The organism is Ruegeria sp. BJ3 (genome assembly GCF_056535665.1).
This window is the reverse complement of record NZ_JBQFIT010000001.1, coordinates 3016496-3037668: the sequence shown is the minus strand read 5'-3', so window position 1 is coordinate 3037668 and position 21173 is coordinate 3016496. Positions and strand designations below refer to the sequence as shown.

The 21173-nt window shown below is 60.9% G+C and carries 21 protein-coding genes; 12 read left to right on the top strand and 9 right to left on the bottom strand.

Annotated elements, in window-relative coordinates; translation table 11 throughout:
• Positions 1-251: 251 nt before the first annotated feature.
• Positions 252-917 (top strand): SDR family NAD(P)-dependent oxidoreductase, encoded by a 666-nt coding sequence (locus ACR3EL_RS15300; RefSeq protein WP_170369709.1) that lies wholly within the window; start codon positions 252-254, stop codon positions 915-917.
• A gap of 4 nt (positions 918-921) precedes the next feature.
• On the opposite strand, the gene ACR3EL_RS15295 is transcribed toward ACR3EL_RS15300, so the two are convergent.
• Positions 922-2394, bottom strand: coding sequence for an MORN repeat-containing protein (locus ACR3EL_RS15295; protein ID WP_170342107.1), 1473 nt, complete (start codon positions 2392-2394; stop codon positions 922-924).
• A gap of 156 nt (positions 2395-2550) precedes the next feature.
• On the opposite strand from ACR3EL_RS15295, the gene ACR3EL_RS15290 reads away from it, so the two are divergent.
• The 3 genes from ACR3EL_RS15290 (at position 2551) to ACR3EL_RS15280 (ending at position 6260) form a co-directional block, all read left to right on the top strand.
• On the top strand, positions 2551-4209 hold the full coding sequence (locus tag ACR3EL_RS15290) for an NAD+ synthase (protein ID WP_170342105.1): 1659 nt from the start codon (positions 2551-2553) through the stop codon (positions 4207-4209).
• Between the two features lie 299 nt (positions 4210-4508).
• Positions 4509-4784 carry a hypothetical protein gene (locus ACR3EL_RS15285; protein ID WP_480722191.1) on the top strand — a complete coding sequence of 92 codons (276 nt, stop codon included), beginning with the start codon at positions 4509-4511 and terminating at the stop codon, positions 4782-4784.
• Between the two features lie 144 nt (positions 4785-4928).
• Positions 4929-6260, top strand: a complete 1332-nt coding sequence (locus tag ACR3EL_RS15280; RefSeq protein WP_170342102.1) for an NAD(P)/FAD-dependent oxidoreductase — start codon at positions 4929-4931, stop codon at positions 6258-6260.
• Here the strand turns inward: ACR3EL_RS15280 and ACR3EL_RS15275 are convergent, their stop codons facing one another.
• Positions 6261-7193 (bottom strand): MBL fold metallo-hydrolase, encoded by a 933-nt coding sequence (locus ACR3EL_RS15275; protein WP_480722189.1) that lies wholly within the window; start codon positions 7191-7193, stop codon positions 6261-6263.
• Positions 7194-7309: 116 nt separating this feature from the next.
• On the opposite strand from ACR3EL_RS15275, the gene ACR3EL_RS15270 reads away from it, so the two are divergent.
• On the top strand, positions 7310-7744 hold the full coding sequence (locus tag ACR3EL_RS15270) for a DUF1801 domain-containing protein (protein WP_170342098.1): 435 nt from the start codon (positions 7310-7312) through the stop codon (positions 7742-7744).
• Positions 7745-7818: 74 nt separating this feature from the next.
• Positions 7819-9144, top strand: a complete 1326-nt coding sequence (gene gltX / locus ACR3EL_RS15265) for a glutamate--tRNA ligase (protein WP_170342096.1) — start codon at positions 7819-7821, stop codon at positions 9142-9144.
• A gap of 71 nt (positions 9145-9215) precedes the next feature.
• Here gltX and ACR3EL_RS15260 read toward each other — a convergent pair whose 3' ends face one another.
• On the bottom strand, positions 9216-9785 hold the full coding sequence (locus tag ACR3EL_RS15260; RefSeq protein ID WP_170342094.1) for a gamma-glutamylcyclotransferase family protein: 570 nt from the start codon (positions 9783-9785) through the stop codon (positions 9216-9218).
• Between the two features lie 97 nt (positions 9786-9882).
• Here ACR3EL_RS15260 and ACR3EL_RS15255 point away from each other — a divergent pair, with 97 nt between their 5' ends.
• Positions 9883-10329 carry an RrF2 family transcriptional regulator gene (locus ACR3EL_RS15255; protein WP_093963764.1) on the top strand — a complete coding sequence of 149 codons (447 nt, stop codon included), beginning with the start codon at positions 9883-9885 and terminating at the stop codon, positions 10327-10329.
• A gap of 2 nt (positions 10330-10331) precedes the next feature.
• Here ACR3EL_RS15255 and ACR3EL_RS15250 read toward each other — a convergent pair whose 3' ends face one another.
• Together ACR3EL_RS15250 and ACR3EL_RS15245 are read right to left on the bottom strand one after the other, a co-directional pair.
• Complete coding sequence (locus ACR3EL_RS15250) at positions 10332-12857, bottom strand: ABC transporter permease (protein WP_480722185.1); 2526 nt, start codon at positions 12855-12857, stop codon at positions 10332-10334.
• Complete coding sequence (locus ACR3EL_RS15245; protein ID WP_170448400.1) at positions 12854-13549, bottom strand: ABC transporter ATP-binding protein; 696 nt, start codon at positions 13547-13549, stop codon at positions 12854-12856. Before ACR3EL_RS15245 ends, ACR3EL_RS15250 begins: the two co-directional genes overlap by 4 nt.
• Before the next feature lie 49 nt (positions 13550-13598).
• Between ACR3EL_RS15245 and ACR3EL_RS15240 the strand changes: the two genes are divergently transcribed.
• A complete protein-coding gene (locus ACR3EL_RS15240) occupies positions 13599-14240 on the top strand; it encodes an arylesterase (RefSeq protein ID WP_480722182.1) in 642 nt (213 codons plus the stop codon).
• Between the two features lie 3 nt (positions 14241-14243).
• Entirely contained in the window at positions 14244-14858 is a 615-nt protein-coding gene (locus ACR3EL_RS15235) for an SOS response-associated peptidase (RefSeq protein ID WP_170342086.1), read from the top strand.
• 8 nt (positions 14859-14866) lie between these two features.
• On the opposite strand, the gene ACR3EL_RS15230 is transcribed toward ACR3EL_RS15235, so the two are convergent.
• The 4 genes from ACR3EL_RS15230 to ettA all read right to left on the bottom strand — a co-directional run bounded on the left by ACR3EL_RS15230 (position 14867) and on the right by ettA (position 18362).
• On the bottom strand, positions 14867-15427 hold the full coding sequence (locus ACR3EL_RS15230; protein WP_170342085.1) for a L,D-transpeptidase: 561 nt from the start codon (positions 15425-15427) through the stop codon (positions 14867-14869).
• A 190-nt stretch (positions 15428-15617) separates the two neighbouring features.
• Positions 15618-15824, bottom strand: coding sequence for a cold-shock protein (locus ACR3EL_RS15225; protein WP_093963409.1), 207 nt, complete (start codon positions 15822-15824; stop codon positions 15618-15620).
• A 420-nt stretch (positions 15825-16244) separates the two neighbouring features.
• The gene (locus ACR3EL_RS15220) at positions 16245-16610 is read right to left on the bottom strand and encodes a hypothetical protein (protein ID WP_222457899.1); all 366 of its coding nucleotides are present in this window, start codon (positions 16608-16610) and stop codon (positions 16245-16247) included.
• 84 nt (positions 16611-16694) lie between these two features.
• Complete coding sequence (ettA, locus tag ACR3EL_RS15215; RefSeq protein ID WP_480722179.1) at positions 16695-18362, bottom strand: energy-dependent translational throttle protein EttA; 1668 nt, start codon at positions 18360-18362, stop codon at positions 16695-16697.
• 136 nt (positions 18363-18498) lie between these two features.
• Here ettA and ACR3EL_RS15210 point away from each other — a divergent pair, with 136 nt between their 5' ends.
• The 3 genes from ACR3EL_RS15210 (at position 18499) to dacB (ending at position 21167) form a co-directional block, all read left to right on the top strand.
• Positions 18499-18969 carry an MOSC domain-containing protein gene (locus tag ACR3EL_RS15210; RefSeq protein WP_480722177.1) on the top strand — a complete coding sequence of 157 codons (471 nt, stop codon included), beginning with the start codon at positions 18499-18501 and terminating at the stop codon, positions 18967-18969.
• A 32-nt stretch (positions 18970-19001) separates the two neighbouring features.
• Positions 19002-19604 (top strand): nicotinate-nucleotide adenylyltransferase, encoded by a 603-nt coding sequence (locus tag ACR3EL_RS15205; protein WP_480722175.1) that lies wholly within the window; start codon positions 19002-19004, stop codon positions 19602-19604.
• 84 nt (positions 19605-19688) lie between these two features.
• On the top strand, positions 19689-21167 hold the full coding sequence (dacB, locus tag ACR3EL_RS15200) for a D-alanyl-D-alanine carboxypeptidase/D-alanyl-D-alanine endopeptidase (protein WP_480722173.1): 1479 nt from the start codon (positions 19689-19691) through the stop codon (positions 21165-21167).
• Positions 21168-21173 lie beyond the last annotated feature (6 nt).

Below are 21173 nucleotides of genomic sequence, written 5' to 3'. Positions count from 1 at the left end.
GCGCAGGCGTCCTCCTCTGAGCGGGCGCGCCGGATGGCACGCTCAGAGGCGGATTAGGATCAGTAGGCCACGCAGAGCAGCGCCGGCGGACGCGGCGAAAGCAAAAGGGATATCTGCGCGGTTGATCATGGGTCCGAGGTTATACACCCCGAACCGGGAATGAAAAGAAGGAAAATGCGCGGCCGTCCGATTTCGCGAAAGGATTGGAAACGGGGATTGATTGCGTGGGCAACTCCGCTAGATGGAGGGCGATGAGAAACGCATTGGTCATAGGTGCGAGCGGCGGGATCGGCCGGGCCGTCTGCAATGAACTGCTGTCGCGGTCGGTTCACGTGGTTGGTCTGTCGCGGTCGGGAAACGGGCTGGATCTGATGCAGCCGGAACTGGCCGATGAGATGCTGGGCCGGATCGAAGGACCGTTCGACCTTGTTCTGGTCGCGTCCGGCGCGCTGGAGATCGACGGGGCGGAACCGGAAAAGACCATTCGGGCGGTTTCGGCCAAGGCCATGATGGATCAGTTCGCCTTGAACGCGGTGGGACCGGCCCTGGTGCTGAAACACGCGCATCGCCTGTTGCCGCGCAACGGGCGGTCGGTTTTTGCCGTGCTGTCTGCGCGTGTGGGTTCGATCGGGGACAATCGTCTGGGCGGTTGGGTCAGCTATCGCGCGGCCAAGGCGGCGGTGAACCAGATCGTGCATACGGCCGCAATCGAACTGGCCCGAACCCACAAGGATGCGATCTGCGTCGCCCTGCACCCCGGAACGGTCAAGACCCCGTTCACGCAGAAATACCTGGGCCGCCATCCCGCGGTCGAGCCGAGTGACGCCGCCCAAAGCCTTCTGCAGGTTGTGGATGGTCTGACGGCTGATCAGACCGGCCAGTTTTTCGACTGGGCCGGTCAACCGGTTCCCTGGTAGCGGGCTATCCGTCCGATGGGGTGACTTCCGGGGCCTGTTCGGCCTCCGGCGCCTGCGGCTCGTTGCCCGATGGTTGCGCCGCGCCTGCTTCCGACAGAGCGCCGTTTTCCCAGGTGCCGCTTTCCTCTTCGCCATTGGCATAGCGCATAGTTCCAGAGCCCTGGCGTTTGCCGTTCACGAAGTTGCCTTCATAGACATCGCCATTTGCATATGTCGCGACACCCGAGCCGGTGATTTTGCCCTCGGTCCACTGGCCGGAATACTTGAAGCCATTTGCCATCACGACCTCGCCCTGGCCATGGCGCTGACCGTTCTGGAAATCACCGGTATAGACCGTCCCATCCGCGTAGGTGGCGGTACCCTTGCCTTGACGCACGCCGTCTACCCACTCGCCATCGTAGCGAGAGCCGTCGGCCCGGGTCAGAACGCCGGTGCCATGCGTTCGAGCATTCTTGAACTGTCCTTTGTAGATCGTGCCATTTGTGTAGGTCGCGGTGCCCTGACCTTCGATCACCCCCGCAACCCAGTCGCCGTCATAGGACGAGCCGTCGGGATAGGTGATCCGGCCTTTGCCATCGGCGAGGTCCGCCTTGAAGTCACCGACATAGACCGAGCCGTCGGGATAGGTCAGTTCGCCCAACCCTTCGATCTGACCGTTTTTCCAGTCTCCGGTGTACACATAGCCGTCGGTGCCAGTGAACGTACCCTTGCCGTGTCGGCGGTCGTCAACGAAATCGCCTTCGTAGGTATCGCCGTTCGCGTAGGTCGCCTTTCCCTTGCCCTGCCGGCGCCCGTCCACCAAGGCGCCTTCGTAAACGTCACCGTTGGCCTGTTTCAGTACGCCGGTTCCGGTGATCCGGTCCTCGGTCCATTCGCCGGAATAGATCATGCCGTCGGGCAAGGTCAGCGATCCGTTGCCCTGACGCTGGCCAGCAACGATGTCGCCTTCGTATACCGCGCCGTCCGCATAGGTGATCTTGGCCTTGCCCTGGCGAACGCCGTCCACCCAGTCGCCATCATAGACATAGCCGCCGGGGTCGGTCATGACGCCTTTGCCGTCATGCTGGGCGTTCTTGAAGCCACCTTCGTAGCGCATTCCGTTTGCGTATTGCGCGATGCCGGTTCCGTTTATCGCGCCGTCGGTCCAGTCGCCCTCATAGGTGCCGCCGTCGGCAAAGGTGATCTTACCCTTGCCGTGCGGGCGACCTTTGACGAAATCGCCCTCGTAGACCGACCCATTGGCGTAACGTGCCACGCCCTTGCCCTGAATTTCTCCTTCGACCCACTCGCCGGTGTATTCAAAGCCGTCTGGCAGGCGATAGGTGCCGGTTCCGTGACGCAGCCCGTTTTCAAAGGTGCCTTCGTAGACCCCGCCCACATCGTCATCCGCGGTGATGATCTGGCCCTGCTGCGCGGACGCGCTCTGTGCGGCGATGCCCATTGCGGCAACGGCAATCGTTGTACGAAAAGCGTTCATGGTAGTCCCTGCCTGCCCGATTGTCCCGTGGTGCATTGGTTCGTGCAAAACTATGACACTGATGAAGGTCGGGCAACGGGTTTTGCCGCATTGGCCTTTCACTTGCGGCCTGATCTGCTAAATGCCTTTTCAGGTGACGAGGGCAAGAGGGCAAAGATGGCCGACCATTTCCGCATCACGCTGGCGCAGCTGAACCCGACGGTGGGCGACATTGCAGGCAACGCCAAAAAAGCCCGTTCCGCATGGGAGCAGGGCCGCGCAGCGGGGGCCGATCTGGTGGCTCTGCCAGAGATGTTCGTCACCGGTTACAACACTCAGGACCTGGTTCTGAAGCCGTCGTTTCACAAGGCTGCCATGGCGGCTGTGCAGCAGTTGGCGGAATCCTGCGCGGATGGTCCGGCGATGGCCATCGGTGGGCCTTGGGTCGAGGGTGGCAACCTCTACAACGCCTATCTGATCCTCAGCCGGGGGCGGATCGTCAGCAAGGTGTTGAAACACCATTTGCCCAACGAGACTGTGTTCGACGAGGTTCGGTTGTTCGACGCCGGGCCGTTGGGTGGCCCCTATGCGGTGGGCAACACCCGCATCGGCAGTCCGATCTGCGAGGATGGCTGGCACGAGGATGTCGCCGAGACGCTGCAGGAGACGGGCGCCGAGTTTCTTCTGATCCCCAACGGATCACCCTATTTTCGCGACAAGCACGATGTGCGCCTGAACCAGATGGTGGCCCGTGTGGTCGAAACCGGGCTGCCGGTGATTTACCTCAACATGGTGGGCGGTCAGGACGATCAGGTTTTCGATGGTGGGACATTTGGCCTGAATCCCGGCGGCGAACTGGCCTTTCGAATGCCGGTCTTCGACGAGGCGGTGATGCAGATCGATCTGCGGCGCGGTGATGAAGGATGGGCTATCGTCCCCGCCGAAATCGCCGAGCATCCTGACGCGTGGGAGCAGGACTATCGCGCCATGGTGCAGGCGCTGCGCGACTATATGGGCAAGACCGGGTTTTCCAAAGCATTGCTGGGACTGTCCGGAGGGGTTGATTCCGCGCTTGTTGCGGCCATCGCGGTTGACGCTCTCGGGGCTGACAATGTGCGTTGCGTGATGCTGCCGTCGGAATACACCAGCGCCGAGTCGCTGGAGGATGCCGAAGCCGTCGCCAAAGCACTGGGCGTGCGATACGACTATGTGCCGATCAGCCAGTCCCGCGCCGCCGTCACCGAGACCCTGGCGCCGCTGTTTGACGGTCTTAAGGCTGATATTACCGAGGAGAACATCCAGTCCCGTCTACGCGGTCTGCTGTTGATGGCAATGTCCAACAAGTTTGGCGAGATGCTGCTGACCACCGGCAACAAATCCGAAGTGGCGGTCGGATATGCCACGATCTATGGCGATATGAATGGCGGCTACAATCCGATCAAGGATCTGTACAAGACCCGGGTGTTCGAAACCTGCCGCTGGCGCAATGCCAATCACCGCGACTGGATGAAAGGACCCGCCGGCGAGGTCATTCGCCCCTCGGTCATCGACAAACCGCCCAGTGCCGAGCTGCGCGAGGATCAGAAGGACAGCGACAGCCTGCCGGATTACCCGGTGTTGGACGGTATTCTCGACATCCTGGTTGATCAGGATGGCTCGATCGCGGATTGTGTGGCAGCCGGGTACGACGAGGCTGATGCCCGACGTGTCGAGCACCTGATCTATATCAGCGAATACAAACGCTTTCAGTCCGCGCCGGGCACGCGCCTGACACCTCGGGCCTTCTGGTTGGATCGGCGCTATCCGATCGTGAATCGCTGGCGCGATCCGAGCTGACGGAAACTGCGGCTGAGCGCCCTTTGTCCGGGCCCGGGTGTTTGTTTACAAATCGGCAGCAATGAGGGGTCTCCACCCTGACTGTTCTGCAGGTGGGGCGGTATCGCTGACGGAACTTGGCCGTGTCCTTGTTTTTTGGACATTTTTTTGCCATAGTTTAGGACCGATCTTGCCACATATTTTGAAAGATCGGCGCGCGGGGGCCGGGCATTGATCTGTCGGCCGAAGCGCAGTTGAAGACCAAGTTTTCTGGTGACGCATCCGTGGTGGGGTGCCGGTTATAAGGTTTAGGTGGTCCGATGGTTGATGGATATGACAAACCGCTGCATGCGCCGTTGAGGTACAAGACAATGGAGACGCCGGCGCGCGAATTGGATGAGGCGCGTCTGGAAGCGGAAATCGCCGGTGTGTTGGCTGAGGCTGACGCAGACAGCGAAGAACCGTCCGAAGAGTTCTCAGCCAAACACCCGGAATTGCCCGAGCTTCAACCCGAAGAGACCAGGGCAGAGACCCAAAACTCGGGTGTCGCAGCTTTGTTGCGTCAGAAATGGGCCGAGTTCTCGGGCGCGGCCTGAACCGCGTGCCGGTCTAGTTCCATTGTGGCGTTTGCATCGACGCCACACAGCCGAACAAAGTGGTGCCTTTTCCGTTATTCAGGATTGCCGGATGACATTTGCCAAGGCTCGATGAAGCTCGTGTCTGACTAGCAAGTTCCGTTGATGCCCGGCCCCAAGCCCAACCCTGTTGAATCCGATCTTTGTCTGCCCAAATCCGTTGACGTTGTGATCGTCGGCGGAGGGATTATCGGTGTCTCAACCGCGCTGGAACTGGCGGAACGTGGCAATTCCGTCCTCTTGTGTGAAAAGGGCCAGATTGGCGCCGAACAGAGTTCAAGGAACTGGGGCTGGGTCCGCTTGGGGCTGCGCGACCCGCGCGAAATACCTTTGATGACCGAGTCGCTCAGGATCTGGCAATCACTTGATGAGCGGATCGGGCGCAAAACCGGCTATGTGCAATCCGGCATTCTGTTCGGTGCGCGGACCGACCGGGCCGCAGCTGATATGGAGCGCTGGTTGCGAAACCTCAAAGGCTACCAGACCGGAGCGCGCATGGTTTCCGGATCCGAGTTGGAACAGCACGTGCCTGGCCTCAAGACCAAGCTGAAGGCCGCGCTTTTCACGCCACAGGACGGACGGGCCGAGCCGCAATGGGTTGCTCCGGCGTTGGCCGAGGCGGCGCGCGACCAAGGCGCGGTCATCATGACGAATTGCGCGGTACGCTGCCTCGACCTGCAAGCTGGTCGTGTTGCCGGGGTTTATACGGAACGGGGGCGGGTCGCTTGCGATCAAGTGGTTCTGGCCGGGGGGGCTTGGTCGCGGTTGTTTGCCGGTAACGAAGGAATTGCCCTGCCACAGCTGAAGGTGCTGAACACGGTTCTGCGGACCTCGCCTGTGGAACCGGGTCCGGAAACAGCTCTGTGGTCGGATGATTTTGCCATTCGCAAACGCGCCGACGGCGGGTACACGATCGCCTCGGGCCATGAAAACACGGTGGATATTGTGCCTGACAGTTTTCGGTTGGCCGCGAAATTCCTGCCGGCATTCGCGCAGGAATGGAAATCGCTCAGATTCCGCCTGTCGCACCGCTGGACCATTGAGGCGCGTCAGCGCAGATCATGGGCGTCCACCGACGTAACACCGTTCGAACTCTGTCGGATACTGGACCCCGAGCCGTCGCAGAAGGCGCTCCGCAAATCATGGGCCAAGGCCCGTCAGGCGCTTCCGGCATTGGTTGGTGCCGAGATCGTGCAGAGCTGGGCCGGGATGATCGATGTGACCCCGGATGCAATCCCGGTCATCTCGAACGTGCAGGAAATCCCGGGACTGGTGATTGCAACCGGATTTTCTGGACATGGATTTGGCATAGGCCCTGGTGCCGGCCGCTTGGTGGCCGATCTGGTGACGAACACAGCGCCTTGTGTGGACCCGGCCGCCTTTCGACTGTCGCGGTTTTCGGACGGTACGAAAGTACGGCCGGACCCGGGGTATTGATCAGCCCATCATCTGATAGCTGACAGGTACAAAGCGGAAGCCTTCGCCGCGCGGCTCGACATAGCCGGCGGCCGGGAAAGGCATGTGGTACCCGATCATCGGGACCTTGTCCGCGGCCAGCATACCCAACACGTTCCGACGCGATGCGGTGGCCGCCGCCTTGTCCATGTCAAACCGGACTTCCCATTCCGGATGCGCGAAGGACCAGACATAGTGATTGGCAAGATCGGCGGTCAGGATCAGCCGCTGACCGTTGCTTTCTAGATGATAGACCATATGGCCAGGCGTATGCCCGAAGGCCGCCATGGCGGTCACGCCGGATGCGACCTCGCCACCGTCCTCGATGAACGACATCTTTTCAGCCATCGGGGTGACCTTGGCTGCCACAAGGTCGCCGACGCGGTTGCCGGCCTCCTGTGCTGACCAGAAATCATACTCGGCCGCGGCGGTCACATAGCGTGCGTTCGGAAAGGTCGCAGCATCGTTGGTCGTCATGCCGCCAATGTGGTCGGGGTGCATGTGGGTCAGGACGACAACGTTGATCGCCTCGGGGCCAACGCCCGCATCGGCCAGAGCCATTTGAATACCGCCTTGGCCCAATCCCGTGTCAAACAGGATCAACTCGGATCCGGTATTGACGAGCGTTGGCGTGAAGAAGAACTGGGCAATGTCGGGCGAGATGAAATTGTCGGCCGATACCTTGGCAAACTCCTCGTCTGACGCGCCACCGCCGAAAATCTCCTGAGCGCCGTCTCGCGGCAGGCTGCCATCCAGCAGGGTCGTGACCGTGAAATCGCCCAGTTGAAAGCTGCGGGCGACGGTCGAGTTGGCCTTGGTTTCGGCCCCGGCAGCCAGTGACTGTGTCGCGATAGATGCAAAAGGTAACGCAGCGGCCGTGCCCAAAGCGGCCCGGCGGGTCAGTTTCATGGTCATTTCAAAGTCTCCCTGTCAGATTACGTGCGACGAATTAGAACGCTTTCGGATAATTGCCACTTTTCAACTCTACCATATGGGCTGCGCGTTGGCCGATCGCATGTTAAATCTTGTTCATGTCCCGCTCAGGAAACAAAACCGTTCCGACGGATCAAAGCGTCCACGAATTCTTGGCGGCGATCCTGCCGGCCGCGCGCGCTGCGGAGGCGCAGAGGCTGAACACCCTGTTTGAAACCGTCACCGGGTTTCGGCCAGTCATGTGGGGGCCATCCATCGTTGGATACGGGCGGTATGACTACCGCTACAAGTCCGGGCGGGAAGGCACGTTTCTTGCCACCGGGTTTTCCCCACGCAAGGCCGCGTTTTCGATCTATATCATGCCGGGCTACTCCGATTTCGGCAGTATTCTGGCGCGCCTGGGCAAGCACAAGACCGGCAAGTCATGTCTGTACGTGAACAAGCTGTCGGACATAGTCGAGGACGTGCTGGCCGAATTGATCCGCGCAGGGTTGGATGACCTGTCATCACGTTGGCCGATCAAGTCCGAGTAAACGGCAAGCATTCGCACCGCCTTCTGGACAAAAACGCGCTCATGTGACATGAGCCGCGCCAACAGGAGACATCCATGACAACCACCCGTTTCGCCCCTTCGCCCACCGGTTATATTCATGTGGGCAACCTGCGCACCGCGCTGATGAACTATCTGATCGCCCGCAAGGCCGGCGGCACATTCATCCTGCGCATCGACGACACCGACCCCGAGCGGTCGAAGGAAGAATATGTTGATGCGATCAAGCAGGATCTCGAGTGGCTGGGTCTGCACTGGGATCGGGTCGAACGTCAGTCGGACCGGCTGGACCGCTATGCGGAAGCCGCCGACAAGCTGCGCGAGATCAGCCGGTTCTACGAAGCCTTTGAAACCCCGACCGAGCTGGACCTCAAGCGCAAGAAGCAGCTGAATATGGGCAAGCCGCCGGTTTATGACCGCGCTGCCCTGAACCTGTCGGAGGCGGGAATAGAGGCGCTGCGGGCCGAACGCGGCAATGGCGTGTGGCGGTTCAAACTGGATCATGAGCGCATCGAGTGGACGGACGGCATTCTGGGTGACGTGTCGATCGACGCGGCCTCGGTATCGGATCCGGTGCTGATCCGCGGCGACGGGCAGGTGTTGTACACGCTGGCCTCGGTCGTGGACGACACCGAGATGGGCGTGACCGACGTGGTGCGCGGCGCTGACCACGTGACCAACACGGCGACCCAGATCCAGATCATCAAGGCGCTGGGCGGAACCGTCCCGCGTTTTGCCCATCACTCGTTGCTGACCGGCCCGCAAGGTGAGGCGTTGTCCAAGCGCCTTGGCACGCTGGCGCTGCGCGATCTGCGCGAGCAGGGTGTGCAGCCGATGGCGCTGCTGAGCCTGATGGCGCGGTTGGGCTCGTCCGACCCGGTGGAACTGCGCAGCGACATGGCCGAGTTGATTGAAGGTTTCGACGTCACCCGGTTCGGGTCGGCGCCGACCAAGTTTGATGTGCAGGACCTGTTCCCGCTGACGGCCCGGTATCTGCAGACGCTGCCGCTGGAGAAGGTTGCCGACGCGGTGGCCGCGGCCGGTGTGCCCGATAAACTGGCCGAACCGTTCTGGATGATGGCGCGTGAGAACATCACCACGCTGAACGACCTGAAAGGCTGGTGGGAGCTGTGCCGCGACGGGGCCGAGCCGCTGATCGACGAGGAAGACCGCAAATTCGTTGCGCAGGCGATGGAACTGCTGCCCGAGGGGCCGTTTGACGGCGAGACCTGGGGCAAGTGGACGGCGGCCGTGAAGGAAGCGACCGGGCGCAAGGGCAAGGGCCTGTTCATGCCGTTGCGCAAGGCGCTGACCGGGATGGAGCGTGGCCCCGAGATGGCGACCTTTCTGCCGTTGCTGCAGGTCGTGCGGGCGCGAAAATAAGACACCGCGCGGCGGTGCCGCCTTTGATCTGAACAAGAACCAGAGGCGGGTGCTGCAGGCGCCCGCCTTTCTCACGCGGTTTGAACGATCCGGGCCGAGACCCGGGACAGGTGCTCATCGACCAAGGCTGTTTCGTCGGGGTGAAGCTGTTGGTGGCGCGGATAACGCGGCTCGTGCCGGTCATTCAGGATCGGCGCGTCCCACCCGTCGGTCGTGGCGAAGAAACGCTCGACACCCGGCAGGCCGAAGGCGCGCAAATACCCCTGCACCACGACGTCTACATAGCTGAGCAAAACCGGATGGCTGTGCGTCGGGTCCTTGCGGTGCTGTTCCGGAACCGCATAGACCGCAATCTCGACCTCTGTCTTCAGAGGATGAGTTATGGCGTGGGTGGCGGGGATCCGATCATAGGCCCACTCCCGTTCATCCAGTGCCGCCCAGTCGTTTTTGGGGACATGTGCGATCATGCCGTCGATCTCGCAGTCGGGATCCGGCACCGCGGTCAAGAAGGCGACCGGGCGCAGATCGGTATGCCGCCACGCCCGGCGCCAGCCCTTGAGTCGCGCCGGTCGCGGGTCGGGAAAGTCATGCGTGGCAAGGTTTACGAGGCTGCCATAGCCAAAGAAATAGGGCTCTGCCATTTCGCGTGCTGTCCTTCTTGACGATTGATGTATGTCAAACCGTTTTTTTGCGGCCTGTGCAATAAGGTTGCATCTTGAAATTCGGGGGGAGGATCTGATGCGGATCACCAAACGAACAAATATCGCCGTACGGCTGTTGATGTATTGCGCTGCACATCCCGACCGGCTCGTCACGAAATCCGAGATTGCGGATGTCTGCAACATTTCGGAAAACCATCTGGCGCAAGTCATCAACCAACTGGGTCAGCTGGGGTATCTGAGCACGCAGCGCGGTCGCAACGGTGGCATGACGCTGGGTCGGCCGGCGGACCAGATCCGGATCGGATCCGTCTTTCGCCATGTCGAGGGCAGTTTGCCGATCGCCGAGTGTTTTGCGGATGCCGACAACACCTGTCCGTTGACCGATGCCTGCCGCCTGCGTCTGGCGCTGCAGGACGCGGCCGAGGTCTTCTTTGCGTCGCTGGATGAAATATCGCTGGATGCTTTGGTTTGCGACAACGATCCACTGCTGAAAATTCTGCAACCCGTTACCTGCGCGCGTTGAATTCAGTCGCTGGCCCGCAGGACGCGGGCCGGGCTGACGGATAGGGGGCGGAGGGCGAAGAATAGCCCCGCCAGCAGCGTGACGGCCAGCCCGGCAGCGACGATACCCAATGCCGAAGGCCATATCACCGCAAAGCTGGTATCGAAAATGAATGTGGCCACAGCCCAGCCGCCAAGGATGCCGGCCAGCAGCGCCACGCAGCCGGCGGCCGCACCCAGAAGCGCCGAGCGCAAGCCAAAGCTGAGAAGTATCCGTCGGCGATCTGCGCCGATCGTCTTGAGGATCGCAGCCTCGTAGCGGCGCGCGGGCTCTCCCGCAGCAGCAGCGCCGATCAGAACCAGAAAACCGGTCAGCAAAGACACACCGGCGCCGTAGGAGGTGGCCGAGGCCAAACCGGCAAGCAGGCCCGAGACACGGTCGATCGCGTCCCGAACCCGGATCGCGGTGATGTTGGGGAACTGGGTCGCAAGGTCTTGAAGGATGGCTGCCTCGGCCTCTTCCTCGGCGTAGACCGTTGCAATGAAACTATGAGGGGCGCCGGCCAGCGCGGACGGATTCATCGACATGATAAATCCCATCCCCGCGTTCGAGAAATCCACTTCGCGCAGCGATGTTACGGTCGCGGTGATATCACGCCCGAGAATATTCACCGTCAGTTCGTCACCAAGCTTGAGACCCATTTCCTCGGCCTCTTCCGCGGCAAAGCTGATCTGGGGCGGGCCTGAATAGTCCTCTGGCCACCATTCCCCGGCGGTGATGCGGGCGTTTTGTGGCGCGTTGTCCGAATAGGTCACGCCGCGATCGCCTTCCAGGACCCAATGATCGCCTGCGACCTGATGTGCTGGTTGGCCGTTGATCTGCGAGATGATTCCGCGCAGCATTGGTGCGCTTTCTACACGTGTGACACCGGGGTCGTTTTCAAGCCGGCTGCTGAAGCCGGGCATCTGGTCTTTTTGGATGTCCACGAAAAAGTAAGACGGCGCCACGTCCGGCAGGTTACCGGAAATTGCATTGCGCAGAGTGCCGTCGATCTGTCCGACCGCAGCCAGAACCGACAGCCCCAATCCCAGAGACAGGACCACCGATGCGGCCCCTTCGCGGGGGTCGGAAATTGCCGCGAGTGCCCAACGCAACGCCGGGCGGCCACGGGCGCGTGTTGCGGCCCTTTTTGCGACATAGCGGATGCCATGGGCCGACAGCGCCAACAGCACCAATGCGCCGACAAATCCCCCACCGGTCCAGAGGGTCAGCCACGGGGAGCCGCTGAACCAAGCGGCGGTGGCGATCAGTGTCGCCAGGGCTAGGCCTGTCGCCAACAGGTAAGCGGCGCGGGGCAACCTGCGGGCACTGCTCAGCGCATCGCGGAACAGGGTCGCTGCCCGGACGTCCTCCGCCCGGGCAAGGGGCCACAGGGTGAAAAGCAAGGCGGTCAGCAGGCCATACAATGCCGCCTCGAACAGCGGTTGCGGATAGACAGAGAAAACGGCCGGTACGGGAAGCCGGCTTTCAATCAGGGGTGCCAGGAGAATCGGGGCCAGCCCGCCAAGGGCTACACCAGCGGCGATCCCGACAACCGAAAGAACGCCGATCTGGATCAGATAGGTCTGAAAGATCGTGGCGCGGTCAGCGCCCAGCGTGCGCAATGTGGCGATGGTTTCGGTCTTTCGGGCGAGATAGGCGCGTACGGCCGCGGACACGCCGATGCCGCCCACAGCCAGACCGGAGAGACCCACCAGCACCAGGAACGCGCCGAGGCGCGAAACGAATTCGGCAATTCCGGGTGCGCCGTTGCGCGCATCGGTCCAGCGCAGCCCCGAACCCTGCAGAACGCTCTCTGCCTGTTCCGAGACTTCTGTGAGGTCGGCTCCGACCGGCAGGTCCATACGGTATTTGGTCGAAAACAGCGTGCCGGGCTGCAATAGGCCCGAGTCTTTCAGATCGGCTGTGCGAACCAATGTGCGCGGGCCCAAGGTGAACCCATCTCCGGCCGCGTCGGGCTCGGATATCAAAGCGGCGGCCAGCACAAAGTCTTGCGTGCCCAGTGCAAAACTATCGCCGATGTCCAGCCCCAGACGCTCGATCAGAACCGGGTCCATCACTGCCCCGGGAAGGGTGGCATTTCCGTCCAACGCCTCGGACAGTGAGATTTCGGAGTCCAGTTGGACGGTACCGATCAGAGGATAGGCGTCATCGATGGCCTTGACCTGAGTAAGTCCGCGTTGCGGTGCGTCGCTGCGGGTCACGGCCATCGAGCGGAAATCGACAACTTCGGACACGCGATCCGCGTTTTGCTCCATCCATGCGGTTTCTGCTTCGTTCGCGAAGCGGTAGGTCAACTCGATCTGGGCATCGCCGCCCAGCAAGGCTGCCCCCTCTTGCGCAAGGCCGGTCATGATTGCTTGCCGCACCGATCCAACCGCTGCAATGGCGGCAACCCCCAGGGTCAGACAGGCCAGAAAAACCCGAAAACCGCGTAAGCCGCCCCTGAGTTCACGTCGGGCCAGGCGCGTCGCCAGGCGCAAGCTCATTCCGCTGCCTCTTGACTGGCCTCTTCGGTGATGCGGCCGTCGCGCAATCGGACAACCCGGTCGCATCTTCGGGCCAGCGAGTGGCTGTGTGTGACCAGAACCAGCGTTGCCCCGTGCCGGTCGCGCAGGCCGAACAGCAAATCAACGATGGCCGCGCCATTCGTCTCATCTAGATTGCCGGTCGGTTCGTCCGCCAACAGGATCCGAGGCCTCGGGGCCGAAGCGCGGGCCAGCGCGACCCGCTGTTGTTCGCCGCCCGACAGTTGCGCCGGGTAGTGATCGCGCCGATGCGAAAGTCCCACTGCCGCCAATTCGGCCTCGGCCCGATCGAAGGCATCGCGGTGACCGGCTAGTTCCAGCGGGGTGGCTACGTTTTCAAGTGCCGTCATGGTTGGGATCAGATGGAAATTCTGGAAAACGACGCCCATCGCGTCACGGCGAAAGCGGGCAAGCGCATCCTCACTCATCGAGGTCAGGTCCTGCCCCAGTGCGGTGATGCGACCTGCGGTCGTCTGCTCCAGCCCTCCCATCAGCATCAACAGCGAGGATTTACCCGAACCGGATGGGCCGACGAGGCCCAGCGTCTCTCCCTCTTTGACGGTCAGATTGATGTCCCGCAAGATTTCAACGGGTCCTGCATTGCCATCCAGCGACAAAGCGGCATTTTGGAGTGTCAGAACGGGTTCAGTCATCAGTCTTTCCGAAAGGGGCAGTCATTTGGGATATGGAGCGGTCAGGAATTTGCGCAAGGCTCTGGCGGCGGGGCTGTTGTCGCTCTGCGGCATTGCTGCCACAGCCGAGCCGGTGGTCCTGGCCGCTCTCGGAGACTCGCTGACTCAAGGCTACGGCCTTGTCGAGGAGGATGGGTTCGTCCCTCAACTGAACCGGTGGCTGGATGCGCAAGGCGTGGAGGTGAAGATAATCAACGCCGGTGTTTCCGGGGACACAACGGCCGGTGGTGCGGCGCGTGTGGGCTGGACCCTGACACCAGAGGTGGACGGGATGATCGTGGCGCTGGGCGGAAACGACGTTCTTCGTGGGATCGATCCGGCCGTTTCGAAGTCGAACCTGGAAAAAATTCTGACCGAGGCGCGAACAGCCAAGGTTCCGGTTCTGCTGATCGGCATGCAAGCCCCGGGCAATTATGGCGCGGACTACAAACAAGCGTTTGATGCGATGTATCCGGATCTGGCCACCCAGTTCGGCACGCTCTATGCCTCCAGCTTTTTTTCCGGGTTGCAGGCGGATGGCGACCCCGGAGCCGTGCAGACCTTCATGCAACCAGACGGGATCCACCCCAATGCGCGCGGCGTTGCGCTGATCGTGGATGATCTGGGACCTGCTGTCCTTGATCTGATCGCTGCCGCAAAACAGCGGCAGTAAACCGTGCCCGGGCGTTTCTTTCTGACGCGGCCGTTCTCCCAGATTTCCGAATTCCTAGGTCGAGAAACTGCTTGGCCGGATGAACAGCCGCGCCAGAACATACAGCCCGGTCAGGAAGTGATCGTTCTGACCGCTGAAGGCACGAGGCGCATGCGGTGGGGCATGATTCCCGTAGGGCGCGTCAATGCCCGGGGGCGACCGGTCATGGAAACGATCATCAATGCGCGGTCGGAAACGGTTTTTGACAAATCTGCTTTTCAAGGTGTCGGTCGCGCGGTTGTTCCGGTTGATGGCTGGTACGAGTGGACCGGCGAAAAGCGCTGCAAAACCGCGTGGCGGATTGAAACCGCCGATGGAACCCCCCTGTTGTTTGCCGCGATTACGGACAGGTGGACTGCACCCGGTGGTCAGCATGTCGATCAGTTCGCCGCAGTGACCTGCGAACCGAACGATGATCTGCGGCCGATCCACCACCGTATGGGTGTCCTGTTGCGGCCCGAAGACGTCCGGACCTGGCTGAACGGATCAGACAAGCAAGCAGCAAGCCTTTGTGTACCGTGGCCAAACGGACGGCTGAAGATTGAAAAAGCCGAAGGGGTGGATTGGTCGGGGCCTTGACCGCTGTCTTAGACGACGGTGACGACCGTTCCGATCGGGACGCGGTTGTACAGGTCGATCACGTGCTCATTCAGCATTCTGATGCACCCGTTCGACACGGCTCGTCCAATGGTCTGCGGCTGGGTCGTTCCATGGATGCGGAAATACGTGTCGACGCCATTCTGAAACAGATACAGGGCACGGGCGCCAAGCGGGTTGTCTCCTCCACCGGGCTGGACATAGTCATTGTCCTTGAATTTGGCATAGGCAATAGGGTCCCGCTCGATCATCTCTTCGGTGGGGCGCCAGGTGGGCCATTCCTTTTTCACGTCGATCGTCGCAGTTCCGGTAAATTCCAGCCCGGCCTTGCCGACGCCACAGCCATAACGGATGGCTTTGCGAGGCTCGGTCACGAAATACAGGTAGAACGAACGTGGCGCGACCAACAATTGCCCGGGCAAAAACTGCTTCTTGATCCGAACGATTTGCGGAGTCGGGTCGTACTCGACCGGCTTCTTCTTCGCGTGGGCCGTGCCAGGCACGGCACTGATAGCGGCGGCAGAGATCAGAAAATTGCGGCGTGAGAACATGGCAATACTCGGCTAATCAACAAAGAAAACAGGATAGCAGTCTGTTCAGAATAGCCGATCGGGTCAATTCCCGCGCGGGTTTCACCGGAAAGTGATGTTGTTTTCCTGCCCCACCGGGTCTGGAAAGCGCGATCGGAAATCGGGCAAAAAAATGGGGGCGACGGCCATCCGTCGCCCCCAGAGACCTGGTTTAGGCCAGTTCGATGTTGTCGGCGCTTTCGCGACCGTCGCGACCAGCGCGCAGTTCATAGGTGACTTTCTGGTTGTCGGCCAGACCAGTCAAGCCCGAACGTTCGACGGACGAAATGTGCACGAACACGTCTTTGCCGCCCTCTTCGGGTGCGATGAAGCCGAAACCTTTGGTGGTGTTGAACCATTTTACGGTGCCTGCGGGCATATCCGTATCTCCTGTTTGAGTGCTGCCCACGGAATTGCGGCAGCCCGGCGTCGTTGTCTGGATCGATAGACTGAACGCCGAAAACGGAGACAGTAGGTCGAAGTAGAATAACGTAAGCTCTTTGCATATGGCACTGAGAGGGCCATATGGCAAGGGTCAGTTGGGCAGAATGTGTTGTGCTTTCAGGGGCCAGCGGGCGTTTTGAACATAAATCCGCCGAACTGAATTCGAATCCGCTACGGACTTTTCGGTGTCAGATTATCGCGTCCCATCCGGGCAGAACGGACACGAATCCATTAGCGGATCGGCCAAGAAATAGGATCGGTCACCTGTCTGATAGTCGACTCCAGTCAATGTCATTCGGACGCCCGAGAGCCCGTATCGGCACAAGCAATCAGCCAGATGCCGGGATGTCGTTTTCTAGATTCGTGCAGAGATGATGTTGAACATCGCGAATGCAGCGACCCACAGGAACACGGTAAAAATCAAGGTCGCAAGTGCCAGGAGAAGCATGCGAAAAAGGTTGCGATTTGGAGTGGTTTTGAGTGCCCCTGGTGCAGGTGAATCGTACCCCCAATCAATCCTAAAGAAATAGCTGTTAGCCCCGTAATCCGTCAGAAGCAGACGAAGACGGGTGAGCGGTGCGCCGCTTACCCTCAATAGATACTCGGTATACTCTTTCTTGAAGTTGAAGAATGGAAACACAGACGCCAAGATCAGCGAAGACACCCACGCCGAAATGCTTGCGAGCACAAAGAAGCCAAGCAACGGTAGCGCTTCCGCCATACCGTTCTCCAACTGTCCATCATCCCGGTGATAGTATGGGCTGATTTCTGCCCACACTATCCATCCGGAGATGTATCAGGGGTGTTATCGCGCAAATTTCTTGTGCTTCAACCGCTTGGGCTCCAGCGCGTCCGGTCCAAGGCGGCGCTTCTTGTCTTCTTCGTAGTCCTCGAAGTTGCCCTCGAACCATTCCACATGCGCATCGCCCTCGAAGGCCAGGATGTGCGTACAGATCCGGTCGAGGAAGAAACGGTCGTGCGAGATGACCACGGCGCAGCCGGCGAAATCGACCAGCGCGTCTTCCAGCGCGCGCAGGGTTTCGACGTCTAGGTCGTTGGTCGGTTCGTCCAGCAGCAGGACGTTTCCGCCCTCTTTTAGCAGACGGGCCATGTGGACGCGGTTGCGCTCACCCCCTGACAGCAGCGAGACCTTTTTCTGCTGGTCGCCGCCCTTGAAGTTGAAGGACGAGCAATAGGCGCGGGAATTGACCTGCGCGTCACCCAGTTGGATGATTTCGGCACCGCCGGTGATCGCCTCCCACACGGTGTCGTTGTCGTTGAGATCGTCGCGCGACTGATCGACATAGGACAGTTGTACCGTGTCGCCGTATTCAATGGTGCCGGCATCGGGCTTTTCCTGGCCGGTCAGCATCTTGAACAGGGTCGACTTACCGGCGCCGTTGGGACCGATGACGCCGACGATGCCGCCCGGCGGAAGGCTGAAGGACAGGTTCTCGATCAATTGCTTGTCGCCCATATGCTTGGCCAGCCCGTTGACCTCGATCACCTTGCTGCCCAGGCGCGGGCCGTTGGGGATGACGATCTGGGCGCGGATCAGCTTTTCGCGCTCGGACTGTTCGGCCAACTCGTTGTAGGCGTTGATGCGGGCCTTGGATTTGGCCTGACGCGCCTTTTGCCCCTGACGCATCCATTCCAGTTCGCGCTGCAGGGTCTTCTGCTTGGACTTGTCCTCGCGGGCTTCCTGCTCCAGCCGCTTGGCCTTCTGTTCCAGCCACGAGGAATAGTTGCCCTCGTACGGAATGCCACGGCCGCGGTCCAGCTCGAGAATCCAGCCGGTGATGTCATCAAGGAAGTAGCGGTCGTGCGTGACGATCAGGATGGTGCCCTTGTAGTCGATCAGGTGCTGTTGCAGCCAGGCGATAGTCTCGGCGTCCAGGTGGTTGGTCGGTTCGTCCAAGAGCAGCATGTCGGGCGCTTCCAGCAGCAGCTTGCACAGCGCCACGCGGCGTTTCTCACCGCCCGAGAGGTTGGCGATGTTGGCATCGTCCGGCGGGCAGCGCAGCGCCTCCATCGACACGTCGATCTGGCTGTCGAGGTCCCACAGGTTTTCCGCGTCGATCGCGTCCTGCAGGGCGGTCATCTCTTCCATCAGTTCGTCCGAGTAGTTCTCGGCGATCTCCATCGCGATTTCGTTGAAGCGGTCGACCTTGGCCTTTTTCTCGGCCACGCCCAGCATGACGTTTTCGCGGACGGTCAGGGATTCGTCCAACTGAGGTTCCTGTGGCAGATAGCCGACCTTGGCGCCCTCGGCGGCCCACGCCTCGCCGGTGAAATCGGTGTCGAGGCCGGCCATGATCTTCATCAGGGTCGACTTACCGGCGCCGTTCACGCCGACGACACCGATCTTTACGCCGGGCAGAAAGCTCAGGTGAATGTTTTCAAAGCACTTCTTGCCACCGGGATAGGTCTTTGAGACACCCTGCATGTGGTAGACATATTGATAGGCGGCCATGTCGCGTCCTCTGGGTCGGGGAATTCAGGTTGACCCGCTTGATAGCCAAGCGGGACGGGCGGGGCAAGCTGATGCTTTGGCGAATTACTGGCTGGTCTGATGCGCCGGCCTGACCGGACTAAGAAGGATGCTGGCAATGCCGGAACTTGCGCAATTGGTATCGGGTTGGGCCAAGGCCGGACGGATCGAATGGATCGGCGTCAGACCGGGGCGACGATTGGACATGATCGCGCTGGGTCAGGCCATGATCCGGGAAGACGGGGTTGAGGGCGATCGCAGTCGCCCGGGGAAGCGTGCGGTGACCCTGATTCAGCACGAGCATCTTGCCGCGATCGGCAGCTTTTTGGGACAAGGTCCGGTCACACCGGATGTGCTGCGGCGCAATCTGGTGGTTTCCGGCATCAATCTGGGCGCTCTCAAAGGGCGCGAGGTTCAGGTCGGCACCGCCATTTTGCGGATCACGGTTATCTGCGCGCCTTGCAGCAGGATGGAAGAGGCGTTGGGCAACGGGGGGTACTCTGCCGTGCGTGGGCATGGCGGCTGGTGTGCCGAAGTGGTGCGATCGGGGGCGGTCGGTTTGGGCGATGCTGTGCAACCTGTTGATTGACAAGGCCGGCGAGTTCTGGACTACAGCAGGGGATGTTGCGAAGCGCGATACCATATGCGCGGCCCGGTCAGGTCGTGGGGCTGTTCGGGGGATCGTTCGATCCACCGCATCAGGGGCATGTGCACGTTACACTGGAGGCGATGAAGGCTTTTGGTTTGGATCGGGTCTGGTGGTTGGTGTCGCCGGGAAATCCGCTGAAGTCTCGCGGCCCGGCTCCGATCGATCAGCGAGTTGAGGCTGCACGGTCCATCATGCGGCATCCCAAGGTTGAGGTGACTGACATAGAGGATCTGACCGGCACCCGCGCTACGGCTGACACACTTGCTGCCTTGCGGCGGCTTTATCCGCAGGTTCGGTTCGTTTGGCTGATGGGGGCTGACAACTTGGCCCAGTTTCACAAATGGAAGGACTGGCGGTTGATCATGGACACCGTTCCTGTGGGCGTGGTGGCGCGCCCCGGAGATCGGATTTCGGCGCGCATGTCACCGGCGGCGCGTGTCTATGGCAAATACCGGATTGACGGAACGGCGCGGCATCTTTTGGGTCGGGCCGATGCGCCGGCCTGGTGTTTCGTGAACGTGCCGATGGTCGATGTCAGCTCGACTCAGATACGCTCCAAAGGCGGCTGGACCTGACAGGTGTTGCCTGAACAGCCCCGATGGGCACATAATTCAGGTGCATGGTTGTTTGCCTGTGATCTCTGGGATTTTATTTGACCCATGACTGATCGTATTTCGAGACGTTTCTTTCTGGCCGGCGCCGGTTCGCTTCTGATCCCCACCGCGGGTCTTGCCGGGGCGCCAACGGTCTCATTGCGGCCTGTTGCCCGTGGCGCCGAGTTGAGCGGTGCCGAACGCATCATTCAGGCGGCGCGATTGAAGGGCGAAGTGGTCTTCGCCGTGGCAGACGTGAAAACCGGCGCGCAACTGGAGGAATTCGGCGGGGCCCGCGGCTTGCCGCCGGCCAGTGTCGCCAAAGCCCTGACCGCGCTTTACGCGCTGGACGTTCTGGGCCCGGACCATCGGTTCGAAACAAAGCTGATTGCAGACGGCCCGATCGAAAACGGAATCCTCAAGGGTGATCTGATACTGGCCGGAGGCGGCGATCCGGTATTGGATACCGATGCTCTGGCCACGATGGCCGCCAACCTGCGCAAGGCCGGACTGACCGAGGTTCGTGGGGCGTTCAAAGTTTACAGCGGCGCATTGCCCTATGTATTCAGCATAGACCCCGGTCAGCCTGATCATGTGGGCTATAGCCCTGCGATCAGTGGAATTTCCCTGAACTTCAATCGCGTGCATTTCGAGTGGAAACGCCAAGGGTCCAGCTATGACGTGACCATGGACGCACGAAGTGCCAGTTATACGCCGTCGGTGGAAATGGCCGCGATGCGGATCGAAAATCGCAACCTTCCGGTCTACAGCTATCAACCCAGCGCGCGGCAGGACCGCTGGACAGTTGCCAAGGGCGCGCTGGGCAGCGGCGGCGCCAGGTGGTTGCCCGTGCGCAAACCGGGTTTGTATGCCGGGGATGTGTTCCGCACTCTGGCCCGGGTGAACGGCATCGTCCTGGGGCGGGTTCAAGTCACACGCGAGGCCCCCAGCGGCACCGTTCTGGTCACGCATCAGAGCGATGAACTTACCAGCATAGTGAAAGGGATGCTGAAATATTCGACCAACCTCACGGCCGAGATGGTGGGGCTGGCTGCGACCGTCGCGCGGGGTAGGCGGCCGCAAACACTGGCAGAGTCCGCGGATGAGATGAATCGCTGGTCGGCTCAGACCTATGGCGCGTCCGGTATTGCTATGGTGGATCATTCGGGGTTGGGCGATGCTTCGCGAATGGTGCCGTCTGGCCTGGTCAAAGTTCTGGTGGCCGCTCAGCAACATGAAACGCTGCGACATCTGTTGAAGCCGTTTACCCTGACCGACGCCAAAGGCCAGCGGATCCAAGGGCACCCGATCAAGGTCGACGCCAAGACCGGAACCCTGAACTTTGTATCTGGCTTGGGCGGGTATCTGACCACCGCCGAAGGATCCGAGTTGGCCTTTGCGATATTCACTGCCGATCTTCCGCATCGGGCGACCATCGCGCGTGAAAGCCGCGAACGCCCTGAAGGCGCGCGCAGCTGGAATCGCAGGTCTCGCAAACTGCAGCAGGCCCTCATCGAGCGCTGGGGCGCGCTTTACGGCAGCTGAATCCGA